25 protein-coding genes are annotated in these 26,327 nt (G+C 55.8%); 13 read left to right on the forward strand and 12 right to left on the reverse strand.

Annotated features, from left to right (window positions below):
• Nucleotides 1-119: 119 nt before the first annotated feature.
• Nucleotides 120-1,862 carry a cobalamin-dependent protein gene (locus tag AC2TCY_RS10655; protein ID WP_480847359.1) on the forward strand — a complete coding sequence of 581 codons (1,743 nt, stop codon included), beginning with the start codon at nt 120-122 and terminating at the stop codon, nt 1,860-1,862.
• Nucleotides 1,863-1,931: 69 nt separating this feature from the next.
• On the opposite strand, the gene speB is transcribed toward AC2TCY_RS10655, so the two are convergent.
• The 4 genes from speB to AC2TCY_RS10675 all read right to left on the reverse strand — a co-directional run bounded on the left by speB (nt 1,932) and on the right by AC2TCY_RS10675 (nt 5,894).
• The gene (speB, locus tag AC2TCY_RS10660) at nt 1,932-2,897 is read right to left on the reverse strand and encodes an agmatinase (RefSeq protein WP_480847360.1); all 966 of its coding nucleotides are present in this window, start codon (nt 2,895-2,897) and stop codon (nt 1,932-1,934) included.
• A 21-nt stretch (nt 2,898-2,918) separates the two neighbouring features.
• Nucleotides 2,919-4,199 carry a TRAP transporter large permease gene (locus AC2TCY_RS10665; protein ID WP_480847362.1) on the reverse strand — a complete coding sequence of 427 codons (1,281 nt, stop codon included), beginning with the start codon at nt 4,197-4,199 and terminating at the stop codon, nt 2,919-2,921.
• Nucleotides 4,196-4,801 carry a TRAP transporter small permease gene (locus AC2TCY_RS10670; protein ID WP_480847363.1) on the reverse strand — a complete coding sequence of 202 codons (606 nt, stop codon included), beginning with the start codon at nt 4,799-4,801 and terminating at the stop codon, nt 4,196-4,198. Before AC2TCY_RS10670 ends, AC2TCY_RS10665 begins: the two co-directional genes overlap by 4 nt.
• Before the next feature lie 76 nt (nt 4,802-4,877).
• The gene (locus AC2TCY_RS10675; RefSeq protein ID WP_480847364.1) at nt 4,878-5,894 is read right to left on the reverse strand and encodes a TRAP transporter substrate-binding protein; all 1,017 of its coding nucleotides are present in this window, start codon (nt 5,892-5,894) and stop codon (nt 4,878-4,880) included.
• A 147-nt stretch (nt 5,895-6,041) separates the two neighbouring features.
• Here AC2TCY_RS10675 and AC2TCY_RS10680 point away from each other — a divergent pair, with 147 nt between their 5' ends.
• The 6 genes from AC2TCY_RS10680 (at nt 6,042) to iolB (ending at nt 12,042) form a co-directional block, all read left to right on the forward strand.
• Nucleotides 6,042-6,941: a LysR family transcriptional regulator gene (locus AC2TCY_RS10680; RefSeq protein ID WP_480847365.1), complete on the forward strand. Its 900-nt coding sequence runs from the start codon at nt 6,042-6,044 to the stop codon at nt 6,939-6,941.
• A 171-nt stretch (nt 6,942-7,112) separates the two neighbouring features.
• Complete coding sequence (locus AC2TCY_RS10685) at nt 7,113-8,144, forward strand: LacI family DNA-binding transcriptional regulator (RefSeq protein WP_480847367.1); 1,032 nt, start codon at nt 7,113-7,115, stop codon at nt 8,142-8,144.
• 247 nt (nt 8,145-8,391) lie between these two features.
• Nucleotides 8,392-9,393 (forward strand): inositol 2-dehydrogenase, encoded by a 1,002-nt coding sequence (iolG, locus tag AC2TCY_RS10690; RefSeq protein ID WP_480847368.1) that lies wholly within the window; start codon nt 8,392-8,394, stop codon nt 9,391-9,393.
• 209 nt (nt 9,394-9,602) lie between these two features.
• Nucleotides 9,603-10,100 carry a PfkB family carbohydrate kinase gene (locus AC2TCY_RS10695; RefSeq protein WP_480847369.1) on the forward strand — a complete coding sequence of 166 codons (498 nt, stop codon included), beginning with the start codon at nt 9,603-9,605 and terminating at the stop codon, nt 10,098-10,100.
• A gap of 20 nt (nt 10,101-10,120) precedes the next feature.
• Complete coding sequence (gene iolE / locus AC2TCY_RS10700; protein ID WP_480847370.1) at nt 10,121-11,041, forward strand: myo-inosose-2 dehydratase; 921 nt, start codon at nt 10,121-10,123, stop codon at nt 11,039-11,041.
• Nucleotides 11,042-11,217: 176 nt separating this feature from the next.
• Nucleotides 11,218-12,042, forward strand: coding sequence for a 5-deoxy-glucuronate isomerase (gene iolB / locus AC2TCY_RS10705; protein ID WP_480847371.1), 825 nt, complete (start codon nt 11,218-11,220; stop codon nt 12,040-12,042).
• Nucleotides 12,043-12,140: 98 nt separating this feature from the next.
• On the opposite strand, the gene AC2TCY_RS10710 is transcribed toward iolB, so the two are convergent.
• A complete protein-coding gene (locus AC2TCY_RS10710) occupies nt 12,141-13,256 on the reverse strand; it encodes a THUMP domain-containing class I SAM-dependent RNA methyltransferase (protein WP_480847372.1) in 1,116 nt (371 codons plus the stop codon).
• Nucleotides 13,257-13,554: 298 nt separating this feature from the next.
• Here AC2TCY_RS10710 and AC2TCY_RS10715 point away from each other — a divergent pair, with 298 nt between their 5' ends.
• Genes AC2TCY_RS10715 through nqrF form a run of 6 tightly spaced genes read left to right on the forward strand, consistent with a single transcriptional unit; the run spans nt 13,555 to nt 19,429 of the window.
• Complete coding sequence (locus tag AC2TCY_RS10715; protein WP_480847373.1) at nt 13,555-14,898, forward strand: Na(+)-translocating NADH-quinone reductase subunit A; 1,344 nt, start codon at nt 13,555-13,557, stop codon at nt 14,896-14,898.
• Between the two features lie 5 nt (nt 14,899-14,903).
• Entirely contained in the window at nt 14,904-16,112 is a 1,209-nt protein-coding gene (locus tag AC2TCY_RS10720; protein WP_480847374.1) for an NADH:ubiquinone reductase (Na(+)-transporting) subunit B, read from the forward strand.
• Nucleotides 16,105-16,932 (forward strand): Na(+)-translocating NADH-quinone reductase subunit C, encoded by an 828-nt coding sequence (locus AC2TCY_RS10725; protein WP_480847376.1) that lies wholly within the window; start codon nt 16,105-16,107, stop codon nt 16,930-16,932. Before AC2TCY_RS10720 ends, AC2TCY_RS10725 begins: the two co-directional genes overlap by 8 nt.
• Nucleotides 16,932-17,585, forward strand: coding sequence for an NADH:ubiquinone reductase (Na(+)-transporting) subunit D (locus AC2TCY_RS10730; RefSeq protein ID WP_171615090.1), 654 nt, complete (start codon nt 16,932-16,934; stop codon nt 17,583-17,585). The genes AC2TCY_RS10725 and AC2TCY_RS10730 overlap by 1 nt, the downstream gene beginning before the upstream one ends.
• Nucleotides 17,585-18,193, forward strand: coding sequence for an NADH:ubiquinone reductase (Na(+)-transporting) subunit E (nqrE, locus tag AC2TCY_RS10735; RefSeq protein ID WP_010441340.1), 609 nt, complete (start codon nt 17,585-17,587; stop codon nt 18,191-18,193). The genes AC2TCY_RS10730 and nqrE overlap by 1 nt, the downstream gene beginning before the upstream one ends.
• Before the next feature lie 12 nt (nt 18,194-18,205).
• Entirely contained in the window at nt 18,206-19,429 is a 1,224-nt protein-coding gene (nqrF, locus tag AC2TCY_RS10740; protein WP_480847378.1) for an NADH:ubiquinone reductase (Na(+)-transporting) subunit F, read from the forward strand.
• 33 nt (nt 19,430-19,462) lie between these two features.
• On the opposite strand, the gene AC2TCY_RS10745 is transcribed toward nqrF, so the two are convergent.
• The 7 genes from AC2TCY_RS10745 to AC2TCY_RS10775 form a co-directional block, all read right to left on the reverse strand.
• Nucleotides 19,463-20,359 carry a glycosyltransferase family 2 protein gene (locus tag AC2TCY_RS10745; RefSeq protein WP_480847379.1) on the reverse strand — a complete coding sequence of 299 codons (897 nt, stop codon included), beginning with the start codon at nt 20,357-20,359 and terminating at the stop codon, nt 19,463-19,465.
• Nucleotides 20,353-20,886 carry an LbetaH domain-containing protein gene (locus AC2TCY_RS10750; RefSeq protein WP_480847381.1) on the reverse strand — a complete coding sequence of 178 codons (534 nt, stop codon included), beginning with the start codon at nt 20,884-20,886 and terminating at the stop codon, nt 20,353-20,355. Before AC2TCY_RS10750 ends, AC2TCY_RS10745 begins: the two co-directional genes overlap by 7 nt.
• On the reverse strand, nt 20,883-22,034 hold the full coding sequence (locus tag AC2TCY_RS10755) for a glycosyltransferase (RefSeq protein ID WP_480847382.1): 1,152 nt from the start codon (nt 22,032-22,034) through the stop codon (nt 20,883-20,885). The genes AC2TCY_RS10750 and AC2TCY_RS10755 overlap by 4 nt, the downstream gene beginning before the upstream one ends.
• Entirely contained in the window at nt 22,025-22,771 is a 747-nt protein-coding gene (locus tag AC2TCY_RS10760; protein ID WP_480847384.1) for a hypothetical protein, read from the reverse strand. Before AC2TCY_RS10760 ends, AC2TCY_RS10755 begins: the two co-directional genes overlap by 10 nt.
• Nucleotides 22,765-24,003, reverse strand: a complete 1,239-nt coding sequence (locus tag AC2TCY_RS10765) for a hypothetical protein (protein ID WP_480847385.1) — start codon at nt 24,001-24,003, stop codon at nt 22,765-22,767. The genes AC2TCY_RS10760 and AC2TCY_RS10765 overlap by 7 nt, the downstream gene beginning before the upstream one ends.
• A complete protein-coding gene (locus AC2TCY_RS10770) occupies nt 24,000-25,178 on the reverse strand; it encodes a lipopolysaccharide biosynthesis protein (RefSeq protein WP_480847386.1) in 1,179 nt (392 codons plus the stop codon). Before AC2TCY_RS10770 ends, AC2TCY_RS10765 begins: the two co-directional genes overlap by 4 nt.
• Nucleotides 25,179-25,296: 118 nt before the next feature.
• A complete protein-coding gene (locus AC2TCY_RS10775) occupies nt 25,297-26,310 on the reverse strand; it encodes an NAD-dependent epimerase/dehydratase family protein (protein ID WP_480847387.1) in 1,014 nt (337 codons plus the stop codon).
• Nucleotides 26,311-26,327 lie beyond the last annotated feature (17 nt).

Consider the following 26,327-nt stretch of genomic DNA (forward strand, 5'->3'; position numbering starts at 1 on the left):
CGTTCCGGATGGGCGCTTGAATGCCGTCAGTCGTTGTTTTTGGGCTTGAGTCCAATGAAACGACGTAGAATTGCAGATCTGTTTCGACGGGCGAGCGCAAGCAGGCAAAGGGATCTTTCATGAAACCGAATCCAGAACTGACCGCAGAGCGGATGCTGCCGGGTTCGATGCTTTTGCAACAGGGCCGCACCATGGCCGCAGAGTGGCCCTTGGGTCGCAACCTGTTTCTGGACAGCCAAAACGTGGCTTCCGAAGCAGAGTATAAACGTGCCCAGGCGGCCAAAGGGCGCATCATGCAGCACGCGCATATTGGTTTCCGCAGCATTGACCGAACAGTTGATGCGATGGCCCGGCTGCATGAAACGGGTTTGGCGCGTGAAGTTGAGATCAACCGTTTCGGCATCACACTGGATTGGTCGATGGGCTATCCACCCGAGCATCGCGCCACCGCGGGTCGCGGCACTGGCATCATTCTGTCTGGACCCGAAGATTTTCGTAGGATCACCAATGCGAGCCCCGCTGCCGCCCATTTCGGGGACTTCATGCTTGGGTTGCCAGGGGCGTTGCACAATACACAGGCTGCTATTGCCGCCGGGGCGACAGCGATTGGCAATCTGGGGCAGTACTTCACCTTTCGGCTGCCCTTCTGGGATGACGACGTTGCCACAACCGAGGCAACTGTCACCGCGCTTGGTCTGATCGCGGCTCAGCCGGGCGAAATTCTGGTGCATTCCAACTTGGATGATGGCTTTGCTGGCTTGTTTCTGGACGTGACCAGCGCCTTTGGCATGATGCTGATCGAAAAGCACATCGTTGAAGACCTGATCGGAGCCCGGGCCTCGTTCTGTTTCGGGCACCATTTTTCCGACCCGCTGACTCGGTCAGCCTTTCTCGCCGCACTGGCGCAAGAAATTGAAACTCCCGGTACGATGATTTTCGGCAATACGGTCGCGTATAGAGGCGTACCAGCGGCAAATTATGCCAGCCTCGCCAATTATCTGCTGGCTGATATCTCTGCGCTAAATCATGCCCACACCGGTCACGCGATCAATCCAGTACCTGTCACGGAAAATCTGCGTATTCCGGATGTGGATGAGATTTTGGATGCGCAGACATTCGCTTCGCGGTTGGCAGAGCATGCTCCCAGCTACACCCGATTGGTTGATCGTGAAATAATCGACGTTTTGGCGCAGAAACTTATTAACGGCGGGCGCAAATTTGCTAGTGCAGCCTTGGCCGGCCTGTCCGAGCGCGGGGTCGACATCACTGACCCGGCCGCTCTGATGCTGGCCATTCGCAGGCTCGGAGCCAAGCAAATGGAGGCGCTATGGGGGCAGGGGCATAAGACCGGTGATCGTCGCCGCCCGCTTGTCCCGGCGGATTGGGCGCAGGAGCTGGACGAAATGGCGCAAGGCTGGGTTCGAACGAACTGCCAAAAAAGCGAAGCTCTGACTGATATACACGTGGCTCTGGGTACGACGGACGTGCATGAACATGGCGCCTATCTGGTGCGGCAAGCGCTTGAAGGGCTCGGTGTGCGGGTAACGGATGCGGGTGTTGCGCTGGATCCTCAAACACTTGTGACCAGCGCCTGCGAAGTAGAGGCGGACGTGATCGCGGTCAGCACCTATAACGGCATCGCCCTCAGCTATGCCCGGGCGGTTCAGGACCAAATGCTCCGGCGGGGGCTGGAAATGCCCGTATTGATCGGAGGGAAACTGAACCAAATTGCCGAAAACTCCAACTCCGACCTACCCGTGGATGTTTCAGAGGAGCTGACGGCACTGGGCGCCGTTCCCTGCCATGGGCTGGACGACATGTTGCAGGCCCTGCAAAGCCTGCGTGAGCAAAGGTCGTCCTGATTGCGCCCAATCTTCAAAGTAAAAACAAGGCACGTGAAATGCCTTGTTTAGATAGAACAATTTGTCCGATCAGGCCTTATTGTGGAAGATGAAGCCGATGAAGTTCAACAGCAATTGTGCGGCCAGTATCTGGGTGCTTTCGCTGGGGTCATATGCGGGGGCGACTTCAACCAGATCGATCCCAACGACATCGCCGCGTTTGGTCAGGCCCTGTAGAATTTCCAGTACGTCATAATACTGGAACCCACCATGGCTGGGCGTTCCGGTGCCCGGAGCGATTGACGGGCAGAAGGCGTCGATATCGATGGTAACGTAATAACGGCTGCCCTCTGGAATACGATCTAGAACGCCCTGAGTACCCAACTTGCGCACCTGACGAACCGACAAGATATCCGAACCGCGCGCGCGGGCATCGTCATAGCCCTCTTTCGCAGTAGACGAGACATTGCGGATACCCAACTGGGTCATGCCGGTCACATAATCCTTCTCTATCGCGCGACGCATCGGGTTGCCGTGGCCGACGGTCACGCCGTGACGTTCATCGACGAAATCCAAATGCGCATCAATCTGGATGACGTGAAGCGGGCCGTTCTTGGCGCAATCCTCGGCATAGGCGTTGATACAAGGAATATTGACCGAATGATCGCCACCGATGGTGACGGGGATCGCGCCCGCATCCAGGATTTTCTTCACACCATACTCAATATTGGCGTGGCTCTCTTCTGTCTTTGTGTGGATGATGTCGGCGTCACCCAGATCCACGATGCGCACATCGCTGCCTAGATAAGTGGCGTCATCCTCGTGATCATACGCACCTGCGTGACCAAAGCTGAACAAGGTCGATGCTTCGCGCACGGAACGGGGACCGAAGCGCGCGCCAGGCCGGAACTGACAACCGAAGTCAAACGGCGCCCCAAGGATCGCCACATCCGCGTCGATCTCGTCCCAATTTTCGACATAGGGTTTCTTACCAAAGGTCGAGATGCCGACAAAAGGCAGATTCAGACGACCAGCTTCATAACCATGTCCCGACATGATTTCTCCGTTTCTTATGGTTTAGCGATAGGCCAGTTCCGGCAGGAACAGGGCGATTTGAGGGAAGGCTACCAGCAACCCGGTCACAATCAAAAGAATGATCAGGAACGGGGGCACTCCACGTACGACTTCAACAAAGGGTCGCCGGAAGACGGCGATTGCGGTGAACAGGTTGCAGCCGAAGGGGGGAGTAGCCGCGCCGATGGCAACTTGCAGCGTGATCAGGACACCGACAAGCACTGGATCCAGACCGCTGGCCTTGATCATCGGGGCAAAGATAGGGACCAGGATCAGGATTACCACGATCGAGTCCACAAACATGCATCCGACAAAGAAAGCGATGTTGATGGCGAGCAGAACCATTAGAGGGCTAGCCTGTTCCAGCCCTAGCGCGGCAATGATGGATTGCGGTACTTGTGCAAAGCTAAGTGTCCAGCTGAACGCGGCGCCTGCCGCGATCAAGATGAACACGACCGAGGTGATAGCGCCTGTAGACAGGGCGATGTCGAATAGGTCCCCAACCTTGATCGAGCGGAATATCACCACCTCGAGCACGACGGCGTAAAGTACGCAGATCGCAGCAGCTTCGGTCGGTGAAAAGACACCGCCATAGATGCCGCCCACGATGATGGCGGGGAAGCCCATCGGCCACAGCGCCTTGCGCAGGGCGGTGAAGCGTTGCCCCCAACCTTCGCGGGGCAGTACCGGAATGTCGTGGCGATAGGCATAAAACATGCAATAGGCCGAGAACAACACCACGATCAGCAGACCCGGCAGGATGCCGGCAATGAACAATTGCGAGATCGAGGTGCCCGACACAACGCCATAGATAATCATGCCGATAGATGGCGGGATCAGATATGCCAGATCGGCGGCGTTCACGATCAGACCGATCGAGAAACTGTCGCTGTAACCCGATTTCAGCATGCGCGGACGCATCGCTCCACCGATGGCCACAACTGTCGCCTGGGTCGAACCACATACCGCGCCGAACAGCGCGCAGGCCGATGTGACGGAAATAGCTAGCCCGCCTTTGATATGGCCCATGAAGCTCATCACCAGATCGATCAGCCGGTTGGCGGAGTGCCCCCGCGTGATAATGTCGGCAGCCAGAATGAACATTGGTACTGCGATCAATGCAGCAGGTTTAACGCCTCCGATCATTTGCTGAATCAGGATCTGCATGTTCATTTCGGGGAAATAGACGAGGAAACCCAGTACCGCTGCCGAGATTAGCGGCATTTTCATTGGAAATCCCGCAAGCAGCAGGACGATCATGACGGCAAGCATCAATTCAGTCATTTGTCTGTCTCCGCGGATTCTTCGAATTTCTTGATGGCTGCCGCCGTTTCCGGGTCTTCATAGCTGTCGATTTCGAGGTACGAGACATAGACGTCTTCCTCGGCAAAATTCAGGTTCCGGATCGCCGTCAGCAGGTATTGGAATGAAGCGAGGCTCAAGCCGATCACTACCCAGACGTAAGTCAGATAGAGAGGTAATTGCAGCGCCGGAGTGATCCGCCCGCGTGAAGCCACTTTCTGCACATATTCCAGCGCGTACCAGGCTAGAACTGTCATGATCACGGCCGTCGTCGTTGCGATCACGACCATCAGCCCTTTGCGGATTTTTATCGGTAACGCGTCGTAGATTGCCGACATTCGAATATGGATGCCCTTGCGTGTGGCATATCCCAGCCCCATGAACGTGACGATGACAATCAGGAACTCGTTCAACTCCTCGGAAAAATAGATGGACTGGTTGAACACGTAACGGCCAAAGACATTGGCAATCGTGTTTGCAGCCATCAGGATGATCCCCCAGCCCAGGATCCAGACTTCGATCCGTCCGATGACGGCGTCAATCCTTCCCAAAAAGCCGAAGGGAGTGGCAGTACCGCTTGGCATAGTTTCCTCCCATTTTCTGAAAGCCCTCACGCACAAAGTGCGTGAGGAGGTGTTGCGCGTGGTTTGGGGGGAGGGATTAATTGCCCGATAGTTCTGCCTGAAGCGAGTCCAGCAATTCCTGACCACGGTCGCCAACAGTTTCGACATAGGCGGCAGAGGTGCCGGTGCTACGTTCGCGGAAAGCGTCACGCTCTTCTTCCGTCAGCACAACCAGCCCGATATCCGGTTTGGCTTCCTTGATGATATCCAGACGCTTTTGGTTAAAGTCGGTGACTACGCCATCGATGAATCCGGTCATGTCCGCCATGGTGTCGCGCACCAGCTGCTGACGGTCAGGGTTGAGGGTTTCGAACCAGTCCGATCCGGCCACGACGGTGGTGACAAGCTCTTGCTCACCAGCCCAGATCAGGTGGCTGGTGACTTCGTAGAATTTCATCTCTTCGATAGTCGGGATCGGGTTGACCTGACCGTCGACAGCACCCAGCTGAAGCGCGCCGAACACTTCACCAAACGGCAGCGGCGTCGGGCTGGCACCCATGTTCTTGTAGGTTTCCAATAGGATAGGCGAAACCATCACACGCATCTTGAAGTTCTCGAAATCTTCAGGCGTGCGGATTTCACGATTTGTTGTCCAGACCTGCGGGCCTTCGGAATACATGGTCATGACTTCCAGACCGCGCTTGCGGAAATCGTCGTTCAGCGGGCCGTAAATGGTTTCCGACGTGCTGAGGATTTTCGAAATCGCCGCCGGGTCAGAGGGCAGCAGATATGGCAGCAGGAACGCCTGGCTTTCCGGCACGATGGTGCCTAGGTTGCCAATCGAAACGTTGGTGAACTGGATCACACCGTCCGCAGCCTGCTCGACCGTCTCGGTGGGCGTGCCCAAGGTGCCCATCGGATAGACGGTCACGGTCACTTCACCATTTGTGGCCGCTTCGATGCGCGATTTGAACTCTTGCGCATAGGCATCCATGATTGAGCCTGGAATCTCTTCGATGGCGAATTTCCAGTCCTCGGCCAAAGCGGCGAGCGGTGTTAGGCTAAGCAGGGCAACTGTGGCAGTTGTTCTCACGTGTCGTAGGGTAAATGTCATGCAGGTTTCCTCCCTATGGTCCTTTGCAGTCTTCAGGTTGGTGACCAGCACAGCACAGAAAAATACACAAAAAAATATCATATTGATTATGTTCACATGAGGAAGTTTTATGTAATCCTGCATCAGAACTCATAGGGTAAATAGGCATTGAAACTGCTCAGAAATACTCTGTTGGAAACCTTCGTGACGGTGGTCGAATGCGGCGGGTTCACCGATGCACAATACGCGCTAGGCATCACTCAATCGGCGATCAGCATTCGAATTCGTGACCTGGAGGCGGCGCTTGGGTACCGGGTGTGCGAGCGCGGGCGCGGCGGGTTTCGCCTGACCGAGCGGGGCGAAATCGCCTACAGGAAAGCGGGTGAGATTCTGCGCAATGTCCGGGATTTTGATGCCGAGCTGCTGGAATTGCGTGACGCTGTCACTGGGGATCTGAGGATCGGTATTGTGGACACGGTCAATACGCTCGCAGATCTGCACCTGACCAAATCGCTAAAAAGGTTCCTGGATCGCCCGAACGAAGTCCGACTGGAGATGGTAGTTGCCTCGCCTACCGAATTGACGCAGCGGTTGATCACCGGCGATCTGCACGTCGCCATCGCGCCCTTCCGAAATCATGTGGCAGAACTCAGCTACACCAAGCTTTGTCAGGAGGAACACCGGCTATATTGTGGGCATGGCCATCCGTTGTTCGACATTCCGGATGAAGAAATCAGTCCTGATGTTCTTTCCCAATATCAGATTTGCCAGCGCTCTTACGACATGTCCGTTTCGCCGGAGATAAAAACGACAGAGTTAAGGGCCGTCGTTGCGAATATGGAAGCAATGGCAGCGCTGATAGAAACCGGGCATTATCTTGGAACTTTGCCGGTGCACTTCGCACAAAACTGGATGCACTTCCAAAAGCTCAGGGATCTTGCCCCAGACAAATTGCAGTGGAATTCGACCTTCTACCTGGCCACTCGATCGACCCACGTGAGCAGGCGCGCGGTCGAGCTTTTTGTCGAAGACATGCTTTATTTTACCGTCGGCAAGAACAGCGACTGACGGGATGATATGCCCTTCGTTTAGGTTCCAGCGTGTAGTCTACGAAGGAGGCATCCTTGAAGGATGACCAAACAGCACCGAACGTGACCATGACTTTGTAGCGAAAAACTCACAGTTGATGTAAAGGCATCATCACGTTGTGATTTCAATCACGGTGTGTAAGGAGGCCGAATGTCAAAACGTTCAACGATCTCGGAAATTGCTCGTGCAGCGGGTGTTGGAACAGCGACTGTGGACCGCGTGCTGAATGATCGTGGGAATGTCAGGGAAGAAACCAAGCGCAAAGTATACGACGCAGCGGTTTCCGTTGGCTATCATGCCGTACCGCTGCTACGCGACCGACTGCGGTCAAATTTTGCCGTTCGGAAGCTGGGTATCCTGCTGCAAAAGGAAAACCAGGAGTTCTACCAAAGCCTTGCGCAGAAATTTGAAGAGTATGTTTTGGCATATCCAGGTATCCGAGGGCAGGCAGAAATTTTTTACGCGAAATCACAGGATCCCAATGAACATGCCAAGCTTCTGGCCGAGTTGGGACGGAGAAATCACGTCGTTGCGGCAACGGCCGTAAACCACCACGAAGTATCACGCACTGTGCGGGATTTACGAGAAACCAACACGCCTGTCTTTTCACTTCTGAACGATTTCGGTCAGGGGCTGACGCATGCCTATATCGGCTTAAACAATATGAAAGTTGGTCGCATTGCAGGCTGGGCGGTCAATAGTGTCACTCATCGCAAAGGAAAAATTGCGGTATTTGTTGGAGGCAGCCGGTGGCATGGTCACGAGTTGAGGGAAACCGGCTTTCGCAGTTACCTTCGGGAGCACTCTTCGCATCACCATTTGCTGGAAACACTGGTCAACTTGGAAACTCGGAACGTGACCTATGAGGCAATGCTGGATCTGTTGCACCGGCATTCAGATCTCAGAGGGGTTTTTGTCGCCGGAGGGGGCATGGAAGGCGCGATTCAGGCGGTGCGCGAAAACCGGGACCCTGGCGAGGTTGCAATAGCGGTCAACGAACTGACCCGACTGTCCCAGAGCGCCCTTCAGGACGGGTATGTAAGCTTGATCTGTAGCACGCCGTTGGATCGGTTGTGCAAAACGTTGGTTCAAACAATGGTAGAAGCCTGCTCTGAACATTCAGCAGGTGAACCCCGACAGATATTCCTGCAGCCAGAGATTTTTGTGCCGGAAAGCCTTTGATGATTTAAATACATCATAGCAAGGCTATTTCACATCACCTTTGATGTGATTTTAGTTGGTTAACAGTTGATTTGGCTCTGTTTGAATTGCTTGAGTCACACTACCTTCCAAACTCAGTCGGAGCCCAATGTAACCCGAGATTTCTCATCGAATGTTCTGAACGCTGCTAAGTTAAACCTTCCGGGTGTACCAGCAGCCCAGCGAACCGGACTGACCTTGGGCAGGATGTGCAATATCGAGGTATGAAATGACTATAAGAATGGCCCTGCTCGGAGCAGGTCGTATAGGTAAAGTGCATGCTCAGGCGATTGAGGGAAATCAGGATGCTAAGCTTGTAGCCGTATCGGATGCGTTCCCGCAAGCGGCGCAGGGTATCGCAGACCAGTATGGCTGCGTAGTTCGAAGCACAGACGAGATTGCTAACGACCCAGACGTCGAAGCGGTGATCATCTGCACGCCCACCAATACACACGCCGACCTCATTGAGCAGTTTTCGCGTGTTGGTAAGGCGATTTTCTGCGAAAAGCCGATCGATCTGGATCTTGATCGGGTCAGGGCGTGCCTGACGGTTGCAGAAGAAAACAACGCCCGCCTGATGCTGGGCTTCAATCGTCGTTTCGATCCCCATTTCGGTGCGGTCAAACAGGCAATCACAAATGGCAAATTGGGCGCCGTCGAGCAGATCACCATCACCTCACGCGACCCGGGCCTGCCACCGTATGAGTATATCGACGTATCCGGTGGCATCTTCCGGGACATGACGATTCACGATTTCGACATGGCTCGTTTTCTGTTGGACGAAGACGTCGCGACGGTGATGGCCACGGCCTCGGTTTTGGTCGATCCCAAAGTTGGTGACCACAACGATTTTGACACTGCCACTGTGGTTCTGACCACAGCGAGCGGCAAGCAGTGTACCATACTGAACTCGCGCCGCGCTTCTTATGGTTATGATCAGCGTGTCGAAGTGCTAGGCTCCGAGGGGCTGGTTTCGGCCGAAAACCAGCGGCCTGTTTCCATCGAGATCGCAAACGCCAACGGGTACACCCGCCCTCCACTGCATGATTTTTTCATGACCCGTTATACCGAGGCCTATGCGGCTGAAATCGCCGCCTTTGTCGCCACAATTCGTGATGGCGCGAAAGCATCTCCATCGGGATATGACGGTATGATGGCGCTGGCCCTGTCCGAGGCGGCTTTGAAATCCGTGGCCGAGGGGCGTGTTGTCTCGGTGAGTGAGATTCTCTGAGGCGGCCATGACAAAGACCCTGGGACTTCTCACCATAAGCCGATCCTCGGTCGATCTGCGCCGCGCGCGGCCTGAAACAGCGGCGCTTAAGGCGGTGGAACTGGCGCGATAATGTGGCGTGCGGACAGCAATAGACATCCAATCGGTGGGGTGTTGATGGGCATGGCGGCCGAGAGGGCCGTCATGTTGAAAGCGCGAAGGTGACGAAGATGCTGCAATCGATCCTTCACCAGTTCGATCTCATCGCCGGGGACCGAAAGGAGATTTACATTGCCCGCGGCACTGCGGACGCAAACGCGGCTCCGCAGGCCATCCGAGCGGTGACTGACGCGGCTGTTGTTCGCAAAAGTGACCCTTTGGGTGCCGGGGACGGGTTCATATCCGGCTTTCTCAAAAGTTGGCTGGATGACGATAACTGGCCAACTGCGCTGGATTACGCCAATGCCTGTATGATGGGTGTCAAGATCACCGCTGTGATCCCCGACAACCGGCGCTTTGGCTGCATCAACCGACTGCAAAGTGGCACTGGGGGTGCCGAGTTCAACAACTTGCTGAACCACACCCATCACGTGAACCCGTCAAATATCGACTTTGCCGCGCATACGGCATCGATGGAGGCGGCCAGCACTCACGTAGGTTCGATTGCGGAACTGGAAGAACCCCTTGCGCGTGGTAAAAAAGCAGCTCCGCGTGCACGCCTGAACTGAATGTAAAGACGGATAAATTCATGATCCAATACGGAACGAACCCCATCGCCTGGGCCAATGACGACGACCAGACCCTAGGCGCGCATATCCCTACCGAACAAATTCTGGCTGAGGCCAGCCAGATCGGCTTCGATGGGATCGAAAACGGCCACCGATGGCCGCAGAACGACCCCGAGGCGTTGAAGCAGCTATTGGGCGGGCATGGCCTGCAGTTTATTTCCGGTTGGCATTCTATGAACCTGCTGGCGCATTCGGTTTCAGAGGAGAAGGCCGCGATTCAACCGCACTTGGACAAGCTCAAGCACAATGGCTGCAAGGTGTGCATCGTCTGCGAAACGTCAAACTCGGTGCAAGGTCTTGACGTACCCGTCAACGACGCGCCAGTTCTAAACACCGATGAGATGACAGAATTCGGAGCAAAAGTCGAAGAGATTGCCCAATACTGCTCGGATCAGGGCATTGATTTGGTTTATCATCACCACATGGGAACAGTGGTTGAAACTCTTACCGAGATCGACGCCTTCATGGCATCCACTGGTCCGGCGACCAAACTGTTGTTCGATGCCGGCCATTGCTATTTCGGGTCCAACGGACAGGACCCTGTCCCGGTGCTTGAGAAATATGCCGACCGGGTGCGCCACTTTCACGCCAAAAACGTGCGACCCGATGTAATGAAGCGAGTGCGCGAAACAGACATGCCATTCATGGATAGTGTCCGGGCCGGTGTTTTCACCGTGCCAGGCGACCCTGAAGGCGGCATCGACTTTACCCCTTTGTTACGCGTGCTCAAAGACAAGGGCTATGACGGGTGGATCGTCATCGAGGCTGAGCAGGACCCCGAGGCGCGCAACCCGTATGACTATCAGTCCATGGGTCTGGCCTCTCTGAAGCAGACCGCCCGCGACATCGGGCTGGAGAGAGGTCGAGTGGGCGATGTTTGACACTTCTCACCCCTGGTTCCGACCGCTCTGGGTGCGGGTTGTCTTGGTTGCTGCCTGTCTGGGATGGGCCGGGTTTGAATTTTTGACAGGATCTCCTGGGTGGGCTCTTGTATTTGGAGGGGCTGGTGCTGTCTGCGCATACGCTTTGTTGTTGACCTATAAACCGGAGAACTCAGATGACTGATCTGTTGCGCAAACCAACGGCGCCCGCAGGCAAAGTACATGACATCACTGTGGCCAGCGCAAAAGGCCCGCAAAGCTCCGATTGGAGTTACGTTGGCTTTGGCCTTTATCATCTGGAGCCGGGCGAAACCGTGTCCGAGGCGACCGGTGACCGAGAAGTCATTCTGGTGTTGGTCGAAGGTAAGGCAAAGCTGTCTTGCGACAATCTGGACTTTGGTGAAATGGGCGACCGGATGAGCGTGTTTGAAAAGACGCCACCGCATTGCGCCTATGTGCCCAAGGACAATGCCTGGTCCGCGACTGCCACCACTCGCTGCGTTCTAGCAGTGTGCAGCGCGCCGGGCGAAGGAAACTACCCCGCCAGCCGTCTCGGACCAGAGGGGATCGAACTGACGCCACGTGGCTCGGGACAAAACACTCGGTACATCAATAACATCGCCATGGAAGGTCGCGACGTGGCCGACAGCTTGCTGGTAACCGAGGTTTTCACACCTGACGGCAACTGGTCTTCGTACCCCAGCCACCGTCATGACGAGGATGACTTCCCCAACATGACCTACCTGGAGGAGACCTACTATCACCGGATAAGTCCGGGGCAAGGTTTCGGGATTCAGCGGGTCTATACCGAGGATGGCAGCCTGGATGAAACCATGGCCGTCAAGGATGGTGACGTGGTTCTTGTCCCGAAGGGACACCATCCCTGTGGCGCTCCCTACGGGTATGAGATGTACTATCTGAATGTAATGGCCGGTCCGCTGCGAAAATGGCGGTTCAAAAACGATCCCGACCACGACTGGATCGCACAGCGCGATGCGTGATTATGGCGATTGCCACTACAGCTGAATCAAGGCCTGAATTTTCGCTATATCCGAGTTCGTTTTCCGCGATGGGGCGAATCTCGTAAATGGAGGCTAGGTCAGTGTAGTGCATCCGTTCGATACAGACGAATTTTCGTACCGCCATGGTCGACGATCGGGCCAGGTGGCAACAGTGGCAGGCGCGTCGAACGTGCCAGTGAAGCGTTGCTGGTGACGATCCCGACCCGCCAGCCCTGAAACCGGGACATCAAAACTTTGCCAAGGCTGCCATAAAGCGAACGCAGCCGTTTCTCGTCTCCGATCCGCGCACCATAGGGTGGGTTGGCAATGACCAGACCCGGAGGGCCATCCGGCGGTTTTATCTCGCCGATAGAGCGCTGCTGAAACCGGGTGATGTCCCCAACGTTGGCACGTGAGGCATTTGTCGAAGACGCCTCAATGGCGCCTGCGTTTCGATCCGAACCCCAAAAAGTCAGGTCTGGCGAATGCGCAACCGCGTTGCGCCGCATATCCTGCCAGGTATCGTTGTCGAACGTCAGAAGATCTTTGAACGCAAATTGCCGGGATCGGCCGGGATACAGCCCGGACGCGATCTCCGCCGCCTCGATCACAAATGTACCTGAGCCGCACATCGGATCCAGTACCGGTTCGGTCCCATCGAATCCGCATTCACGCAAGAACATCGCTGCCATGGTCTCACGCATCGGAGCCTTGGCAACGGCGGGTTTATGGCCGCGTTTGTGTAGGGGCTCGCCCGAACTGTCGACCGAGAAGGTGCAGATGTCCTTTTCGATTCGCAGCATTACGCGCAAGGCAGCATCCGGCGAAATGGTGGCCCCAAGTGTTTCAGAAATGGCCTTTTCAACTCGCTGGCGCGCCGCCCCGGCATGATAGATGCGGGATTTTCGGCTGGTCGCTTCAACCTTGACCGGGACGTCGGCGCGCAAAATGTCGGGCCAGGGAAACTTGCGGGCACGCTTATCCAACTGGGCAAGATGCACTGCGGGAAAGCTGCCCAAGCGCACAAGGACCTTATTTGCCCCGCGCAGCACGAGATTAGCGCGCCACACCTCGCGCCAGCTGCCTCGGCAGACCACACCGCCACGAACGATCTTAGCACTTGCGAATCCATTTTGAACGGTTTCCGCAAACAAAGGAGCCTCTAGCCCCGGAGTGGCAATCAGGAATATCTCAAGTTCTTCAGTATTTTCCATTTCGGCTGCTTATACCGGATGTCGTTTGGGTGCGACAGGCAAATTGGTCTGGTCAAACTGTTCAGAATTGGTCCAAATTTGTATGAAAGTGATGATCAGACCTCAGTTTCTGCGGTAACAGGTTTGCGTTTAGCCCCGTCCCCGCGTAAAGGAGCCCTAATCGGAGTAACGCCTACGGATTTTGGACGGTTTTCGACGCTTTTGCGACCGGTGCCGAAAAAAGCCACGCTATTGGATGTCCCCTAAAGGGCGTCGCAGATAGAAGGCGCAGGACAGAAGCTTGGAAGAACGTAGCCACATGCAAACTTTCAAACTGAAAAAAGGGTTGGATCTGCCGATAGAAGGCGCGCCCGATCAGATCATTCAACCAGGACCGGAGTTTTCCACGGTTGCCGTTCTAGGCGGTGATTATATCGGCCTGAAACCCCGGATGCTGGTGCAAGAAGGCGATGACGTGCAACGGGGCACGCCAATATTCTGCCATAAGGATGCTCCCGATGCGATGATGGTCGCACCGCTTAGCGGCAAGGTCGTCGCGATCAACCGCGGTGCCCGTCGGGTTTTGCAGAGCGTCGTCATTGAAGTGTCAGACATCAATGACACCGGTGTTGATTTCTCGGGCATTGGCGACGGGGAAAGTGCAGAAGGCATTACTGCCAAACTCTGTGCTGCTGGTCTGTGGGCCGCCTTCAGAACGCGTCCCTATTCGAAGATGCCAGAGCCGGGTAATAAACCGGCGGCAATCTTCGTGACTGCGATGGATACAGATCCGCTGGCGCCCGATGCAGCAACGATAATTGCCGATGCCAACGAGGCATTTACCGCTGGTCTGGCCACCGTATCTCGATTGACCGATGGCAAGACCTACCTTTGTCAGAAGGAAGGCGATTCGATTTCCGGTACTGATCTGCCAGGTGTCGAAGCCGCTGGTTTTTCTGGGCCACATCCGGCAGGGCTGGCGGGTACGCATATCCATTTCCTTGAACCTCTGGCAGGTGACAAACAGGTCTGGACCATCGGCTATCAAGATGTGATCGCCATCGGTCGCTTGATGCAGACCGGTCATCTGGATCCTAATATCGTGATCGCTCTGACCGGGCCGGGTGCACGCCAGCCGCGTCTGATCCGGACCGTCATGGGAGCTTCGACAGACGAACTGACCCGCAACGAGATCGATCTGGACGGGAAGGCGCGCATTATCTCGGGCTCGATCCTGTCCGGTCGACATGCCGAAGGTCCGCACGCCTATCTTGGCCGGTTTGCGCGTCAAATCACTATCATTCGCGAAGATCCCGATCAGATCACGATGGGATGGATCCTTCCGATGCCATCGAAATACGCCGTGCAACCGGTTCTCGGGTCGGCTTTTGCGAAAAAGCTTTATGCCTTCACCAGCAACCTGAACGGTGGACGCCGCGCGATGGTACCTACGGGTACGTTCGAGGAGCTGATGCCGCAGGACTATCTGCCAACGCAGCTGCTGCGCGCGCTTTTGGTTATGGACACCGACACCGCACAAGCGCTGGGTGCGCTGGAGCTGGACGAAGAGGATCTGGGCCTTGTGGGCTTTGCCTGTCCGGCGAAATATGAATACGGGCTGGCGCTGCGCGACTGCCTGTCCAAGATTGAAAAGGAGGGCTGAGCCGAATGGGTTTGCGCAGCTTCTTTGACCGGATCGAGCCGAACTTTACCAAGGGCGGCAAGTACGAAAAACTCTTTCCCATCTACGAGATGGTCGAGAGCTTTATCTACACTCCGAAAACCGTAACCACGGTCGCGCCTCATGCCCGGTCATACGTGGATATGAAGCGGATCATGACCTATGTCGTGATCGCCACGATCCCCTGTATCCTGTGGGGAATGTGGAATACCGGCTACCAGGCCAACTCGGCCATCGCGACGCTGGGTCCGGAGGCCGCGACTGGATGGCGGATCGCCCTCTTGCAGATGTTCGGCATCTCACTGGACCCGTCCAGCATATTTGCCAACACCATGCACGGGCTGCTTTATTTCCTGCCAATCTACATCGTGACTCTTGTGGCAGGCGGTATATTCGAGGTGATCTTCGCCACCGTTCGTGGCCACGAAGTGAACGAGGGTTTCCTTGTTACTTCAATGCTTTACACGCTGATCATGCCTGCGACTACGCCATTGTGGCAAGTGGCGTTGGGTATCACCTTCGGCGTTGTGATCGGTAAAGAAGTATTCGGCGGCACCGGCAAGAACTTCCTCAACCCAGCCCTTGTGGGTCGCGCGTTTCTGTACTTTGCCTATCCGGCTCAGATGTCGGGCGATGCGGTCTGGACACCTGTCGACGGGTTCTCGGGCGCGACTGCTCTGGCAGTTTCGGCGGCTGATGGTTTCCAGGCGCTGGCCGCGGACGGTATCACTTGGTGGAGCGCATTTTACGGCACCATTCAGGGTAGTTTTGGCGAAACATCGACGCTGGCCTGTATCATTGGTCTGGCCTTTCTGCTGATGACCAAGATTGCCAATTACCGCCTGATCGTGGGCTGTATGGCCGGGACAATCGCCTTTACTTGGCTGCTGAACCTGATTGGATCGGACACCAACCCAATGTTCGCGATGCCGTGGTATTGGCATGTTGTTCTGGGTGGGTACGCCTTTGGGCTGGCCTTCATGGTGACCGAGCCTGTTTCGGCCAGCCATACCAATCTGGGCCGCTATATCTATGGCGCGCTGATCGGTATCATGGTTGTGTTGATCCGTGTGGTGAACCCGGCTTTCCCCGAAGGCATGATGCTGGCAATCCTGTTCGGAAACGTCTTTGCGCCGCTGATCGACTATTTCGTCGTTCAGGCAAACATCAAACGGAGGGCGCGTCGCCATGTCTGATACGCAACCCCCAGCAAAACACGACGCACCGAAAGGCGCGATTGCCCGGTTCCTGGCGGCTTCGCCGGATTCAGTTGGCAAGACGATCTTTGTCGCCGTCGCCGTTTGCCTTGTAGCTTCGATGATCGTATCGGCCGCAGCGGTCAGCCTGCGCCCGGTTCAAGAAGCCAACAAGCTGAAGGACAAGCAGGTCAACGTTCTGCAGGTGGCGGGTGTCTACGAACCCGGCATCAACGTCACCGAGGCATTTGCCGCATTCGAACCCCATGTGCTGGACCTTGCCACTGGTGAATTTGTCGACGATCAGTTTGATCCGGCCACATTTGACGATCTGGCCGCAGCCAGCGACCCTGCGCTTAGCGTCGCGCTGGACAATGACCCCGCAGGGATTGGCCGCAAAGCCAAGTACCGCGTGATCTACCTTCTGCGTGACGATGCAGGTGATCTGGACAAGGTGATCCTGCCGCTGCACGGCTATGGCCTGTGGTCCACGCTCTACGGCTTTATCGCGCTGGAGAACAACGGCAACGATATCTATGGCCTTCAATTCTATCAGCACGGTGAAACCCCCGGACTAGGCGCCGAGGTCGACAACCCACGCTGGAAAGCGCTGTGGAATGGCAAGAAACTGCGGGATGACGCGGGTGATCTGCAGATCACCGTCGCCAAGTCGCAGCCCGCTGCTGGACCAGATTTCTATGTCGATGCGCTGGCTGGGGCCACGCTAACTTCGGTCGGTGTCGATAACCTGGTGAAATTCTGGATGGGCGATGCGGGCTTTGGTCCGTTCCTGGCCAAACTGCAAGCAGGAGATCTCTGATGTCCCAGACCAAGAAAGAAATGCTGGTCGATCCGCTTGTCGACAACAACCCGATCACCTTGCAGGTGCTGGGGATCTGTTCGGCGCTGGCGGTGACCTCGTCGCTGCAGGTGTCGATCGTGATGGCGTTGGCAGTGATTTTTGTGACCTCGTTCTCGTCCTTTTTCATCTCATGCCTGCGCAACCAGATCCCCGGTTCCATCCGGATCATCGTGCAGATGGTGATCATCGCATCGCTAGTGATCCTGGTGGACCAGATCCTCAAGGCTTATGCCTTTGAGATATCCAAGACCCTGTCGGTTTTTGTAGGTTTGATCATTACCAACTGTATCGTGATGGGCCGTGCTGAGGCATTTGCCATGAAGAACCCGCCGGTCGCGTCTTTCATTGACGGCATGGGCAACGGCATGGGCTACGGTCTGATCCTGCTGCTGGTCGGTTTCATCCGCGAGCTATTCGGGGCAGGATCGCTGTTCGGCGTCACCATTCTGGAGACCGTGAACAATGGCGGCTGGTACGTGCCCAACGGCATGCTGCTGCTGCCGCCCTCAGCGTTCTTCATCATCGGTCTGATCATCTGGGCTTTCCGCACATGGAAGCCGAACCAGGTCGAAGAACGTGAATACAAAATCCAGCAGGTAGAGGCGCACTGATGGAAGGGCTTATTTCTCTGGCCGTTAAGGCCATCTTTGTCGAAAACCTCGCGCTCAGCTTCTTCCTCGGCATGTGTACTTTCATCGCCGTATCCAAGAAGATTTCGACGGCGCTGGGTCTGGGTATTTCGGTCATGGTCGTGCAGGCGATCACGGTTCCCACGAACAACCTGCTGCTCAGCTATCTGCTGAAACCGGGCGCGCTGGCATGGGCCGGATTCCCGGATGTGGACCTGACCTTCCTCGGCCTGATCTCGTATATCGGTGTGATCGCCGCGATGGTGCAGATTCTGGAAATGGTGCTCGATAAGTATTTTCCGCCGCTCTACAACGCACTGGGGATCTTCCTGCCGCTGATCACGGTGAACTGCGCCATCCTTGGTGGTTCGTTGTTCATGGTGGAGCGGGACTATAACTTTGCCGAAGCGGCGACCTATGGCCTGTCTTCCGGCTTTGGCTGGGCGTTGGCGATCACCGCAATGGCCGGTGTTCGGGAAAAGCTGAAGTATTCGGACATTCCGGACGGCCTGCAAGGTCTTGGTATCACCTTCATCACCGCGGGACTGATGGCCATGGCCTTTATGTCCTTTTCGGGCGTGAAGCTGTAAGGGGAGGGGCGAATGGAAACTTTTACCCTGGGCGTTGCCCTTTTCACCCTGATCGTTTTGGCGCTGGTGGCGCTCATCATGGCGGCCCGGTCCAAGCTTGTCTCGACCGGCAACGTCAACATCACCATCAATGGCGAGAAAACCATCGCCGTGCCTGCGGGCGGCAAGCTGCTGCAAACGCTGGCGGCCGAGAAGCTGTTCGTTCCATCGGCTTGTGGCGGCGGCGGAACCTGCGCCCAGTGCCGGGTCCGCGTACATTCCGGTGGCGGGTCGATCCTGCCGACCGAAGAAAGCCATATCACCAAGCGCGAGGCTGCTTGCGGTGACCGCCTGTCCTGTCAGGTGGCGGTCAAGCAGGACATGGACATCGAAGTTCCCGAAGAGGTCTTTGGCGTCAAGAAATGGGAATGCACGGTTCGTTCGAACGAGAACGTGGCGACCTTCATCAAGGCCCTCACGCTGGATCTGCCCGAAGGAGAAGATGTGAACTTCCGCGCTGGTGGATATATCCAGATCGAAGCGCCGGCACACCAGCTCAGCTACACCGACTTCGACGTGGAAGAGGAGTATCGCGAGGACTGGGATCGCTTCAATCTGTGGCAATACAAATCCATCGTGAACGAACCGATCGAGCGCGCCTATTCGATGGCGAACTATCCGGACGAAAAAGGCATGATCATGCTCAACGTCCGCGTTGCATCGCCGCCTCCGGGGTCTGAGGGCATCCCACCGGGTCAGATGTCATCCTACATCTTCAACCTGAAGCCGGGTGACAAGGTCACGATCTCAGGTCCGTTTGGTGAGTTCTTCGCCCGCGAGACTGGCAAAGAGATGGTTTTCATCGGCGGTGGTGCCGGAATGGCACCGATGCGCAGCCACATCTTCGATCAGCTCAAGCGTCTTGAGAACCGCAACCGCAAGATCAGCTTCTGGTATGGTGCGCGGTCCAAGAAAGAGATGTTCTTTGTCGAGGATTTCGACCAGCTGGCCGAAGAGTTTGACAATTTCGAATGGCACGTCGCCCTGTCGGATGCTCAGCCTGAAGACGATTGGAAAGGCTATACCGGCTTCATCCATAACGTCCTGTTCGAAGAGTACCTCAAAAACCACCCGGCTCCGGAAGATTGCGAATACTACATGTGCGGCCCGCCAATCATGAACCAGTCAGTGATCAACATGCTGCTGGATCTGGGTGTGGATCGAGAAGACATCATGCTCGACGATTTCGGCGGGTAAAAAATAAAACCGGCGCCAATTGGGCGCCGGTTTTCATTTGTAGATATCAATGCCCAACACCGCGTGAATTGCTGTGGGCGGGTCCACGGAATGCGCATGCATATACGCCTCTACTTCGCGTAGTTTCGCGTCGACAAGATAACGGTACCAAAACCCTTGGAGCAGGTGAAATCTGCGCCCCTGCGGGCTATCCAGAAACCCGAGCTGAAAAATGAAACGCCACAGGAAATAGGCCCCCGCGCGGAAACCCGGGGGAAGGCGCAAATAGAAAACCTCTTTGATCCAACGTTTGCGCGCGGCCTGTGCGCCTTTGGCCGCGGCAATGGTCTCATACGGCAGAAACTGATGCCGTAGGTTCATCAGGTCTACCACTTCGCGACTGGCATATGTGTTGTGCTTGTCGATCCACCAGCCCAGTGGATTGAGGTTGTCGTCCAGAACATGCCCGGACAACCGCACCGTTTCCCCCTGAACCTTGATATGTTCATCCATCCAACGAGCTTCACACCGACCCTTCCTCGCGCGAAACAGACGCAGCACTTCGACGGGGAATAGCCCGCCGCGGCGTACAGGGCCGCCCAGGAAGTTCATGTATCGCGGGACGTAAGCACCGGCGACATTTGATGAAAGTTCCGGCAGCTGCCGGGCAATCTCCAAACAAAGCGGTGGGCTGATAATCTCATCTGCATCCAATCGCAAAATCCATTCAGACTGATCTGACACCTGATCTAGCACCCAGTTGAATTGTTCCGCGTAATTGCGCCATGAGTTGTGTAATACTTCGGCCCCCAGATCGGCGGCAATTCGGCATGTTGCGTCCGCTGACCCGCTGTCTACAACAACAATCCGATCAGCAACGGGCTGAACCGAAGAGATCGCTCGTGCGATATGCAGTTCTTCGTCTTTTGTCAGGATGACTACGGTCAGCATTTGTTCAAGGCGCGTGCCGGGTTGCCGACCACGGTTTGGCCATCCGGTACCGACCTCATCACCACGGCCCGAGCGCCAACGATGCTGCCCTTACCTACGCAGACGTCCGGCCCGATGAATGCATCCGCCGCGATCCAGCTGTCAGACTCAATCCGGATCGGAGGTGTCAACAAAAGCCGGTCGCTACTGCGATGGTCATGGGTTCCTGCACACAGATGGGCACCTTGAGAGATCGTTGCTCTGGCTCCGATGTCAATCCGCCCCAAGGCATAAAGGATGGCACGGTCCCCGACAGCGCATTGCGTTCTCAGGGTAAGGTTCCAAGGCATTGTAATCGAAACGGTGGGAAATACATGGACGTCGCGCCCGACAGACGCTCCAAATCTGCGCAACAGCCAACGGCGCCACCCCCAAAAAGGACGCGGGCTGAGGCGAAACAGGGGCGTAGCGAAAGCCCACAGCACGCGGGCCGCTTGAATGCGACGCGGATACTTCCGCGCCTTCCGGTTTGTTGAAATATCAATCACAAAAGGCTTTCGTAAAAATCCAACATTCGCTGTGCCCGGCTACCCCAGTCGTGATGGTTGCGCATGTAGGCACGCGCATTCTCCCGCAAGAGGGGGATCGGGAGCCGACACAAGACCTGCGCAAGCGCTGCGGCCTCACGCGGAACGCTAATCGCAGCGCCAGCTGCTACTGGCCCATCGGCAATTGTACCCTCTGTTCCGATCAACGTGCCGCCTGCGGCCATTGCTTCGAGCGCCGCATTCGAGTTGTTTTCAAACTTCGAAGACATCAGCACGGCATCCGCTGCTCGCAGCCAATCGTGCTTTGTTTCAGAATAGACCGACCCATGAATGTGAAGCCTGTCGGCCACACCAAGATTTCGGGCAATAGACACCAATCGGCCTAGGTCACCGCCATCTGGCCCAACTAGATGCAATTGAGCACCGAATCCTTGATTACGTAGCAGACGCAGAGCCTCAATTTGGAGATCAATCCCTTTGATCTGCGCTATGCGGCCCAAAAACACCAGGTTCAAGTCGTGCGCCGCCTGCCCGAATAACCTTGTCCTTAACTCGGCACGAGAGGCATCTTTTGCAGGTAGATTGACGCCATTATCTATGATGACAGACGGTAGACCGGCGGTACCAAAGCTGGTTTGCGCCTCCGCTTGTGTCTGAAAATGATAGCCGGTTACGGTCGCCAGTTGCCCACGACCGATAAGTTTCGAAAAGACCGCCTTTGCAGCAGGTGATGATTGCGCCATCGCCGATTTTTGCAGGGACCCTCGCGGAGAGAGTACAACCGGCTTACCGGCACGACGTGCCAGCACGATCATGATCGACGCGAACCCGTTCCAGTATGAATGCACGTGAACTACATCTACGCGTTTTATGGCCCGATCCATCCGAGCCACTGAGCCGGGCTTGGGGCACCAGAAACGGCCGAAGGCGTATTGAATGGTGTGTCGCGCGGCCAAACCTTGGATCGAAGGCTCTTGCGTGTCTTGACCGCAGATCAATTCGACCCGCCCCAAGGAGCGTTCGGCCATAGCGGTGACCAAGCCCGCAACGCTCTGGCTGGGGCCGCCGTGGTGCAAAGCGATTGAGGGGATGGCGTGCAAAACGGTGAGGCCATTTTTTGCGGCTGGGGCGGAAGTTCTTATTTGCACTGAAATTGAAACTTTTCAACAAACCCAGCGCCTGGGCAAAGTGTATTCAAGCGCCGTAATTCGGACTGCACCAGCGTATGGCTGTCCGTAGTGAACCAGTCGAACTTGCGCGCTGCATCCGAGGTAACAGTGGTTGGCGCTTTCTGACCTGAATGACGGGTTGCAGCCAATGCCGACAGGCGCTCTCGATCGCAACATCCGTCGAACCGCTCGATTGATCGCGCCAACTGATTTGCCATTACCTTTGGATCAGCGGTGTAGGTCAAAATCGTATCCGTTCCAAATCGCTCGACAGCAGCGGCGATGTGATCCGCCCAAGGGTGTGGGGACTCGTATGGGTTGGAAAGCTCGGCCTTTAGAAATCCGGCGAACCGGTCCCTATCCTGACGAGCCGGGGTTGATATGCCGTAGCGTTTCACAAAAAGGGACGGGAAGAGCTCATACGGTGAGCGCACGATGTAGAAAACCTTTTTCAAGCCACCCAGGCGCAGGTCGTGCCCGTGCAGCACCTGTGAATAGAGCTGAGGCCACGAATAATGCCGAGGCACGGGCAACCCATAGTAGGCGCCCAGAATTGCCCCAATCCAAGATGTTCCAGACCTCGGATAGCCACAAATTGCAATTGAACGACGGCGGCCCAGCGACCCGCAATAAGTTCGGGTAGCGTGGCTGGACAGTCCTCGCGCCAGCCATTGCACCCGACCTTTTCGGGCGTCTTGAACCGGGCGATCTACCAAACGCTTTGCGCCTTCATCCGGCGTGAAGGAGCCAGCAAAGCAGAGCGTCCAACCAGCAGGACTAACGGTAGAGTCAGCATCCGGTGTACCGCCTGGACCCCATAAAACATTGTGTAAAAGCTGGAAGCTGCCACAAGCAGAACGAGCGTGACCAGCAACGTATCGCCCTTCCGCGCCGCCAATTGGTCAAGCAAGGCCGCCAACGCCCCAAAGTAGGTGGCGATCAGGATCAGAGTCGGGAACCCTCCGGCAAAGTACAACTCGGCGGGAACAAAAAAACCGCCACCATGCACTTCAAAATCGGATAACATAAGCGGGCCGTTGTACAACGTAACGCCAAGGCTGCGCAAAAGACCTGACGGCACAATCTGTACCCACAATGTCACCAGAAACTCTGCCGCACCGCCCCAGTAGGTCTGGTATCCGGACAAATGGATAGTGATCGCATGAAACATATGCGCGACGGACTGCGGTAACAGATCAATCTCGGTCAGAAAGCTGCCCTCGGTCGAGGGCGCCTGCATACCCCAAGATCTCAGGTAAGAGATCTGATCCAGTACAACCAGCAGTATTGCCGCCAGAATTACGGTCTGAAGCATCGCGCGCCAGCCAAGACGCGACATCCCCACAAGGTAAAACCCGTAAGCTCCTACCAACAGAAACAACAGCGATCCGCGATCCCCGGCTAAAGCATAGTGAATAACAACCGCCCAGAATGCAGTACGGGCCAGATGAAAGTGATGCCCGGTTCCACGTGCCCGGTTAACTGCAATCAGAATAAGTAGATTGGCCACAGCACTTGCACCGCCCAGAGGGATCATCTGAAAAAGCCCCTTGTTCTGAGGATAGGGAGCGAATAACCACCAGCCGTCCGCAGAGATCGCAACCACCGCAAGGCCCGCCACAAGCGGACCCAAAACACCACCATCGGATTGGGAGAGCGCAAGGGCTGGAATTCTCAGCCGAGTTACGATCCACCAGCCTGACAGAAAGCACAGGGTGAAGGCACCAAGTATTGCGCAATTGGCCGTGACAAAGGCAGGTGGTAATTGAGCAAACACACGAACCTGTTCGATCTGACCTGTTACATCGATGGCCAGAACATAAACCGAGTAGGCAAGTACCGTGGCCAACATGCAGGCCGTAACCAGGTTTCGCCTGAGCGCGTTGTGCAACACGAATACGGTCAGCACTGCGATAAGAGGAATTTGATATTGGGGCAGGGTGATCACGCCGGACGAACGCCCAGTGTATGGGATATGATCATGGCCCAACTCAGGAACAAGGCAGATTGGCCAACTTGCGCAGCGACAACGCCCCAAATCCCAAATTGCCACGCGCCCAGTAAGATCAACGCGCTTCCCAGAACAGCGGTGTAAACGCGCGGGCGCACCAGCGCGGCACTATTCATGGCACCAAACTGGTGCAATGCAATCAGCTCCGCGCTGGCTGTGAAACCAGCGGTCAATACAAGCCATGGCAAGAAAACCGAAGCTTCCTGGTATTCCGGCGCGACCAGCAACCGCGCAATTTGAGTGTGAAACAGGGCAGCAATGACAAAGGCTATCCCCGTCAACCCAAGCGCCCAGAAAGTCACTCGCCAGAGCCTGAAAATCGCCGCCGCCTCATCCTGTTCGAGTTGATCGAACAACCGTGGGCTCAGGAAGCGCAGGATAGCTGACATACCAATACGTGCTGGCGCCAGCGACATTTGAGCAGCAACCGCGTAAAGAGCCAGCGAGTGAGCATCTGCAAAACTCTGCAACGCCCACCGATCCACCACCAACAGAAGCCATGTGAATGGCGCCCATGTGTAAATTGGCCGGGCAAAACGTGAAAACACCGGGTCTATTGTAAGCTCTTTACCGCATTTTACCTCAATCCCTCGCGGTGCGTGCCGGATAGACAGCGATACTAAAACCAACAGGCTGCTTGTAGCGTAGGCTGCGAACAATACCGGCACTGTTGTCCCAACGAAACGTGCAGCCAGTAGAACCAGCACAATTTTTAGAAAGGCATCCGCCGCCTGGTGCAGCGCAATCAAAATTCGAGCGCGCGCTGCGTTTCCAAGCGCGATCAGCGCGCTAACCACACCGTTAAGCAACGAATAGGGCAGAACGACCAGGATCAGGCAGGCCCATTCCGAATAGTCAAATGCCCAAGCCGCCAGAGCCAATACACACAGAGTGACGGACCAAACCCAAGACACGCGCTGAAACTTGCGCCAAGCGCACATGTAATAGGCATTCCGCCCTCCGTAACGCGGTGCCAGGGCATATAGGCGCGTGATCGATTGGTTTAGCCCTCCGTACACAACCACCTGGCCGAAGCTGAACAATGTCATCGCGAGCGCCAACTTTGCGTATGCCTCGGGGCTCAGTAATTCAGTTTGAACGCGCAGCAGCAACAGCCCTCCGACCAGTAAGGCAGACTGGCCGAGCGCGACCCAAAAAGCCTCACCCCTTGCGGTCAGAGGGTGCCTCGGGTCGTCATCACTCGAGATTCAATCCCAAAGAAAGCTTCGATTATTTGCCGTGATAGTCGCGAAACCATTCGACGAAACGGGCAATGCCATCCTTGAAATCGGTCTGCGGGCGGTAACCGGTCAGGCGTTGCAAAAGATCGGTATCGGCCCAGGTGGCCGGGACATCGCCCATTTGCATAGGCATGTAGTTGCGGATGGCCTTCTTGCCCACAGCCTCTTCAATGGCATCGATGAAATCCAGCAGGCGAACTTTGTCTCCATTGCCAATATTGACAACCCTGTAAGGCGCGACGGGGGACAGGCTGTCTCCCACTTCAATCTCTTCCGAGTTTGCAGGGCGGACCGGAGGAGTATCGATCAGCAGTCGAATTCCGCGCACCAGATCATCCACATCGGTGAAATCCCGATACATGTCACCATGGTTGTAGATGTCTATCGGGCGGTCATCGAGTATCGCGTCAACGAATTTGTATAGGGCTAGATCAGGCCGACCCCAGGTGCCGTAGACCGTAAAGAACCTGAACATTGTGGTCGGCAGATCCCAAAGATGGGCATAGGAGTGGCCCATTGCCTCATTCGCCTTTTTGGTAGCAGAATAAATGGTCAGCTGGGTGTCCGCCTTTTCGACCTCAGTAAACGGCATCTCTTCATTTGCGCCATAAACCGAAGACGTTGACGCCATCAGTAAGTGGTCCACCTTTTGCAGCCGGGCAATTTCCATCACGTTGAAAGTGCCAACAATATTCGAGTCGATATAGCTGCGTGGATGCTCAAGGCTGTAGCGGACCCCAGCCTGAGCGGCCAGATGGACGATTACATCAGGTTGGAATTCCTCCGCCACTTGTATCAGGCGGTCATAGTTTTCCAGCAGATCCTCGGTCGTTGTAAAGCCAGGAGATTGAAGCAGCATCTGATGACGGCGCTGTTTCAGGGCGACGTCATAGTAGTCGGTCATCCCGTCATAGCCATGCACACGGAACCCTTCGGACAGCAGCAGCTTTGCCAGATGGAACCCGATGAATCCGGCCGTACCTGTGATCAGAACCCGTTTCATGAAACCCTCAGACGCAT

The sequence above is a fragment of the Ruegeria sp. HKCCD7181 genome, from assembly GCF_057221055.1.

Coding starts and splice junctions, on each gene's coding strand:
- AC2TCY_RS10655 (WP_480847359.1), top strand. CDS start 120: ATGAAACCGAATCCAGAACTGACCGCAGAGCGGATGCTGCCGGGTTCG.
- speB (WP_480847360.1), bottom strand. CDS start 2,897: ATGTCGGGACATGGTTATGAAGCTGGTCGTCTGAATCTGCCTTTTGTC.
- AC2TCY_RS10665 (WP_480847362.1), bottom strand. CDS start 4,199: ATGACTGAATTGATGCTTGCCGTCATGATCGTCCTGCTGCTTGCGGGA.
- AC2TCY_RS10670 (WP_480847363.1), bottom strand. CDS start 4,801: ATGCCAAGCGGTACTGCCACTCCCTTCGGCTTTTTGGGAAGGATTGAC.
- AC2TCY_RS10675 (WP_480847364.1), bottom strand. CDS start 5,894: ATGACATTTACCCTACGACACGTGAGAACAACTGCCACAGTTGCCCTG.
- AC2TCY_RS10685 (WP_480847367.1), top strand. CDS start 7,113: ATGTCAAAACGTTCAACGATCTCGGAAATTGCTCGTGCAGCGGGTGTT.
- iolG (WP_480847368.1), top strand. CDS start 8,392: ATGACTATAAGAATGGCCCTGCTCGGAGCAGGTCGTATAGGTAAAGTG.
- AC2TCY_RS10695 (WP_480847369.1), top strand. CDS start 9,603: ATGCTGCAATCGATCCTTCACCAGTTCGATCTCATCGCCGGGGACCGA.
- iolE (WP_480847370.1), top strand. CDS start 10,121: ATGATCCAATACGGAACGAACCCCATCGCCTGGGCCAATGACGACGAC.
- iolB (WP_480847371.1), top strand. CDS start 11,218: ATGACTGATCTGTTGCGCAAACCAACGGCGCCCGCAGGCAAAGTACAT.
- AC2TCY_RS10710 (WP_480847372.1), bottom strand. CDS start 13,256: ATGGAAAATACTGAAGAACTTGAGATATTCCTGATTGCCACTCCGGGG.
- AC2TCY_RS10715 (WP_480847373.1), top strand. CDS start 13,555: ATGCAAACTTTCAAACTGAAAAAAGGGTTGGATCTGCCGATAGAAGGC.
- AC2TCY_RS10720 (WP_480847374.1), top strand. CDS start 14,904: ATGGGTTTGCGCAGCTTCTTTGACCGGATCGAGCCGAACTTTACCAAG.
- AC2TCY_RS10725 (WP_480847376.1), top strand. CDS start 16,105: ATGTCTGATACGCAACCCCCAGCAAAACACGACGCACCGAAAGGCGCG.
- AC2TCY_RS10730 (WP_171615090.1), top strand. CDS start 16,932: ATGTCCCAGACCAAGAAAGAAATGCTGGTCGATCCGCTTGTCGACAAC.
- nqrE (WP_010441340.1), top strand. CDS start 17,585: ATGGAAGGGCTTATTTCTCTGGCCGTTAAGGCCATCTTTGTCGAAAAC.
- nqrF (WP_480847378.1), top strand. CDS start 18,206: ATGGAAACTTTTACCCTGGGCGTTGCCCTTTTCACCCTGATCGTTTTG.
- AC2TCY_RS10745 (WP_480847379.1), bottom strand. CDS start 20,359: ATGCTGACCGTAGTCATCCTGACAAAAGACGAAGAACTGCATATCGCA.
- AC2TCY_RS10775 (WP_480847387.1), bottom strand. CDS start 26,310: ATGAAACGGGTTCTGATCACAGGTACGGCCGGATTCATCGGGTTCCAT.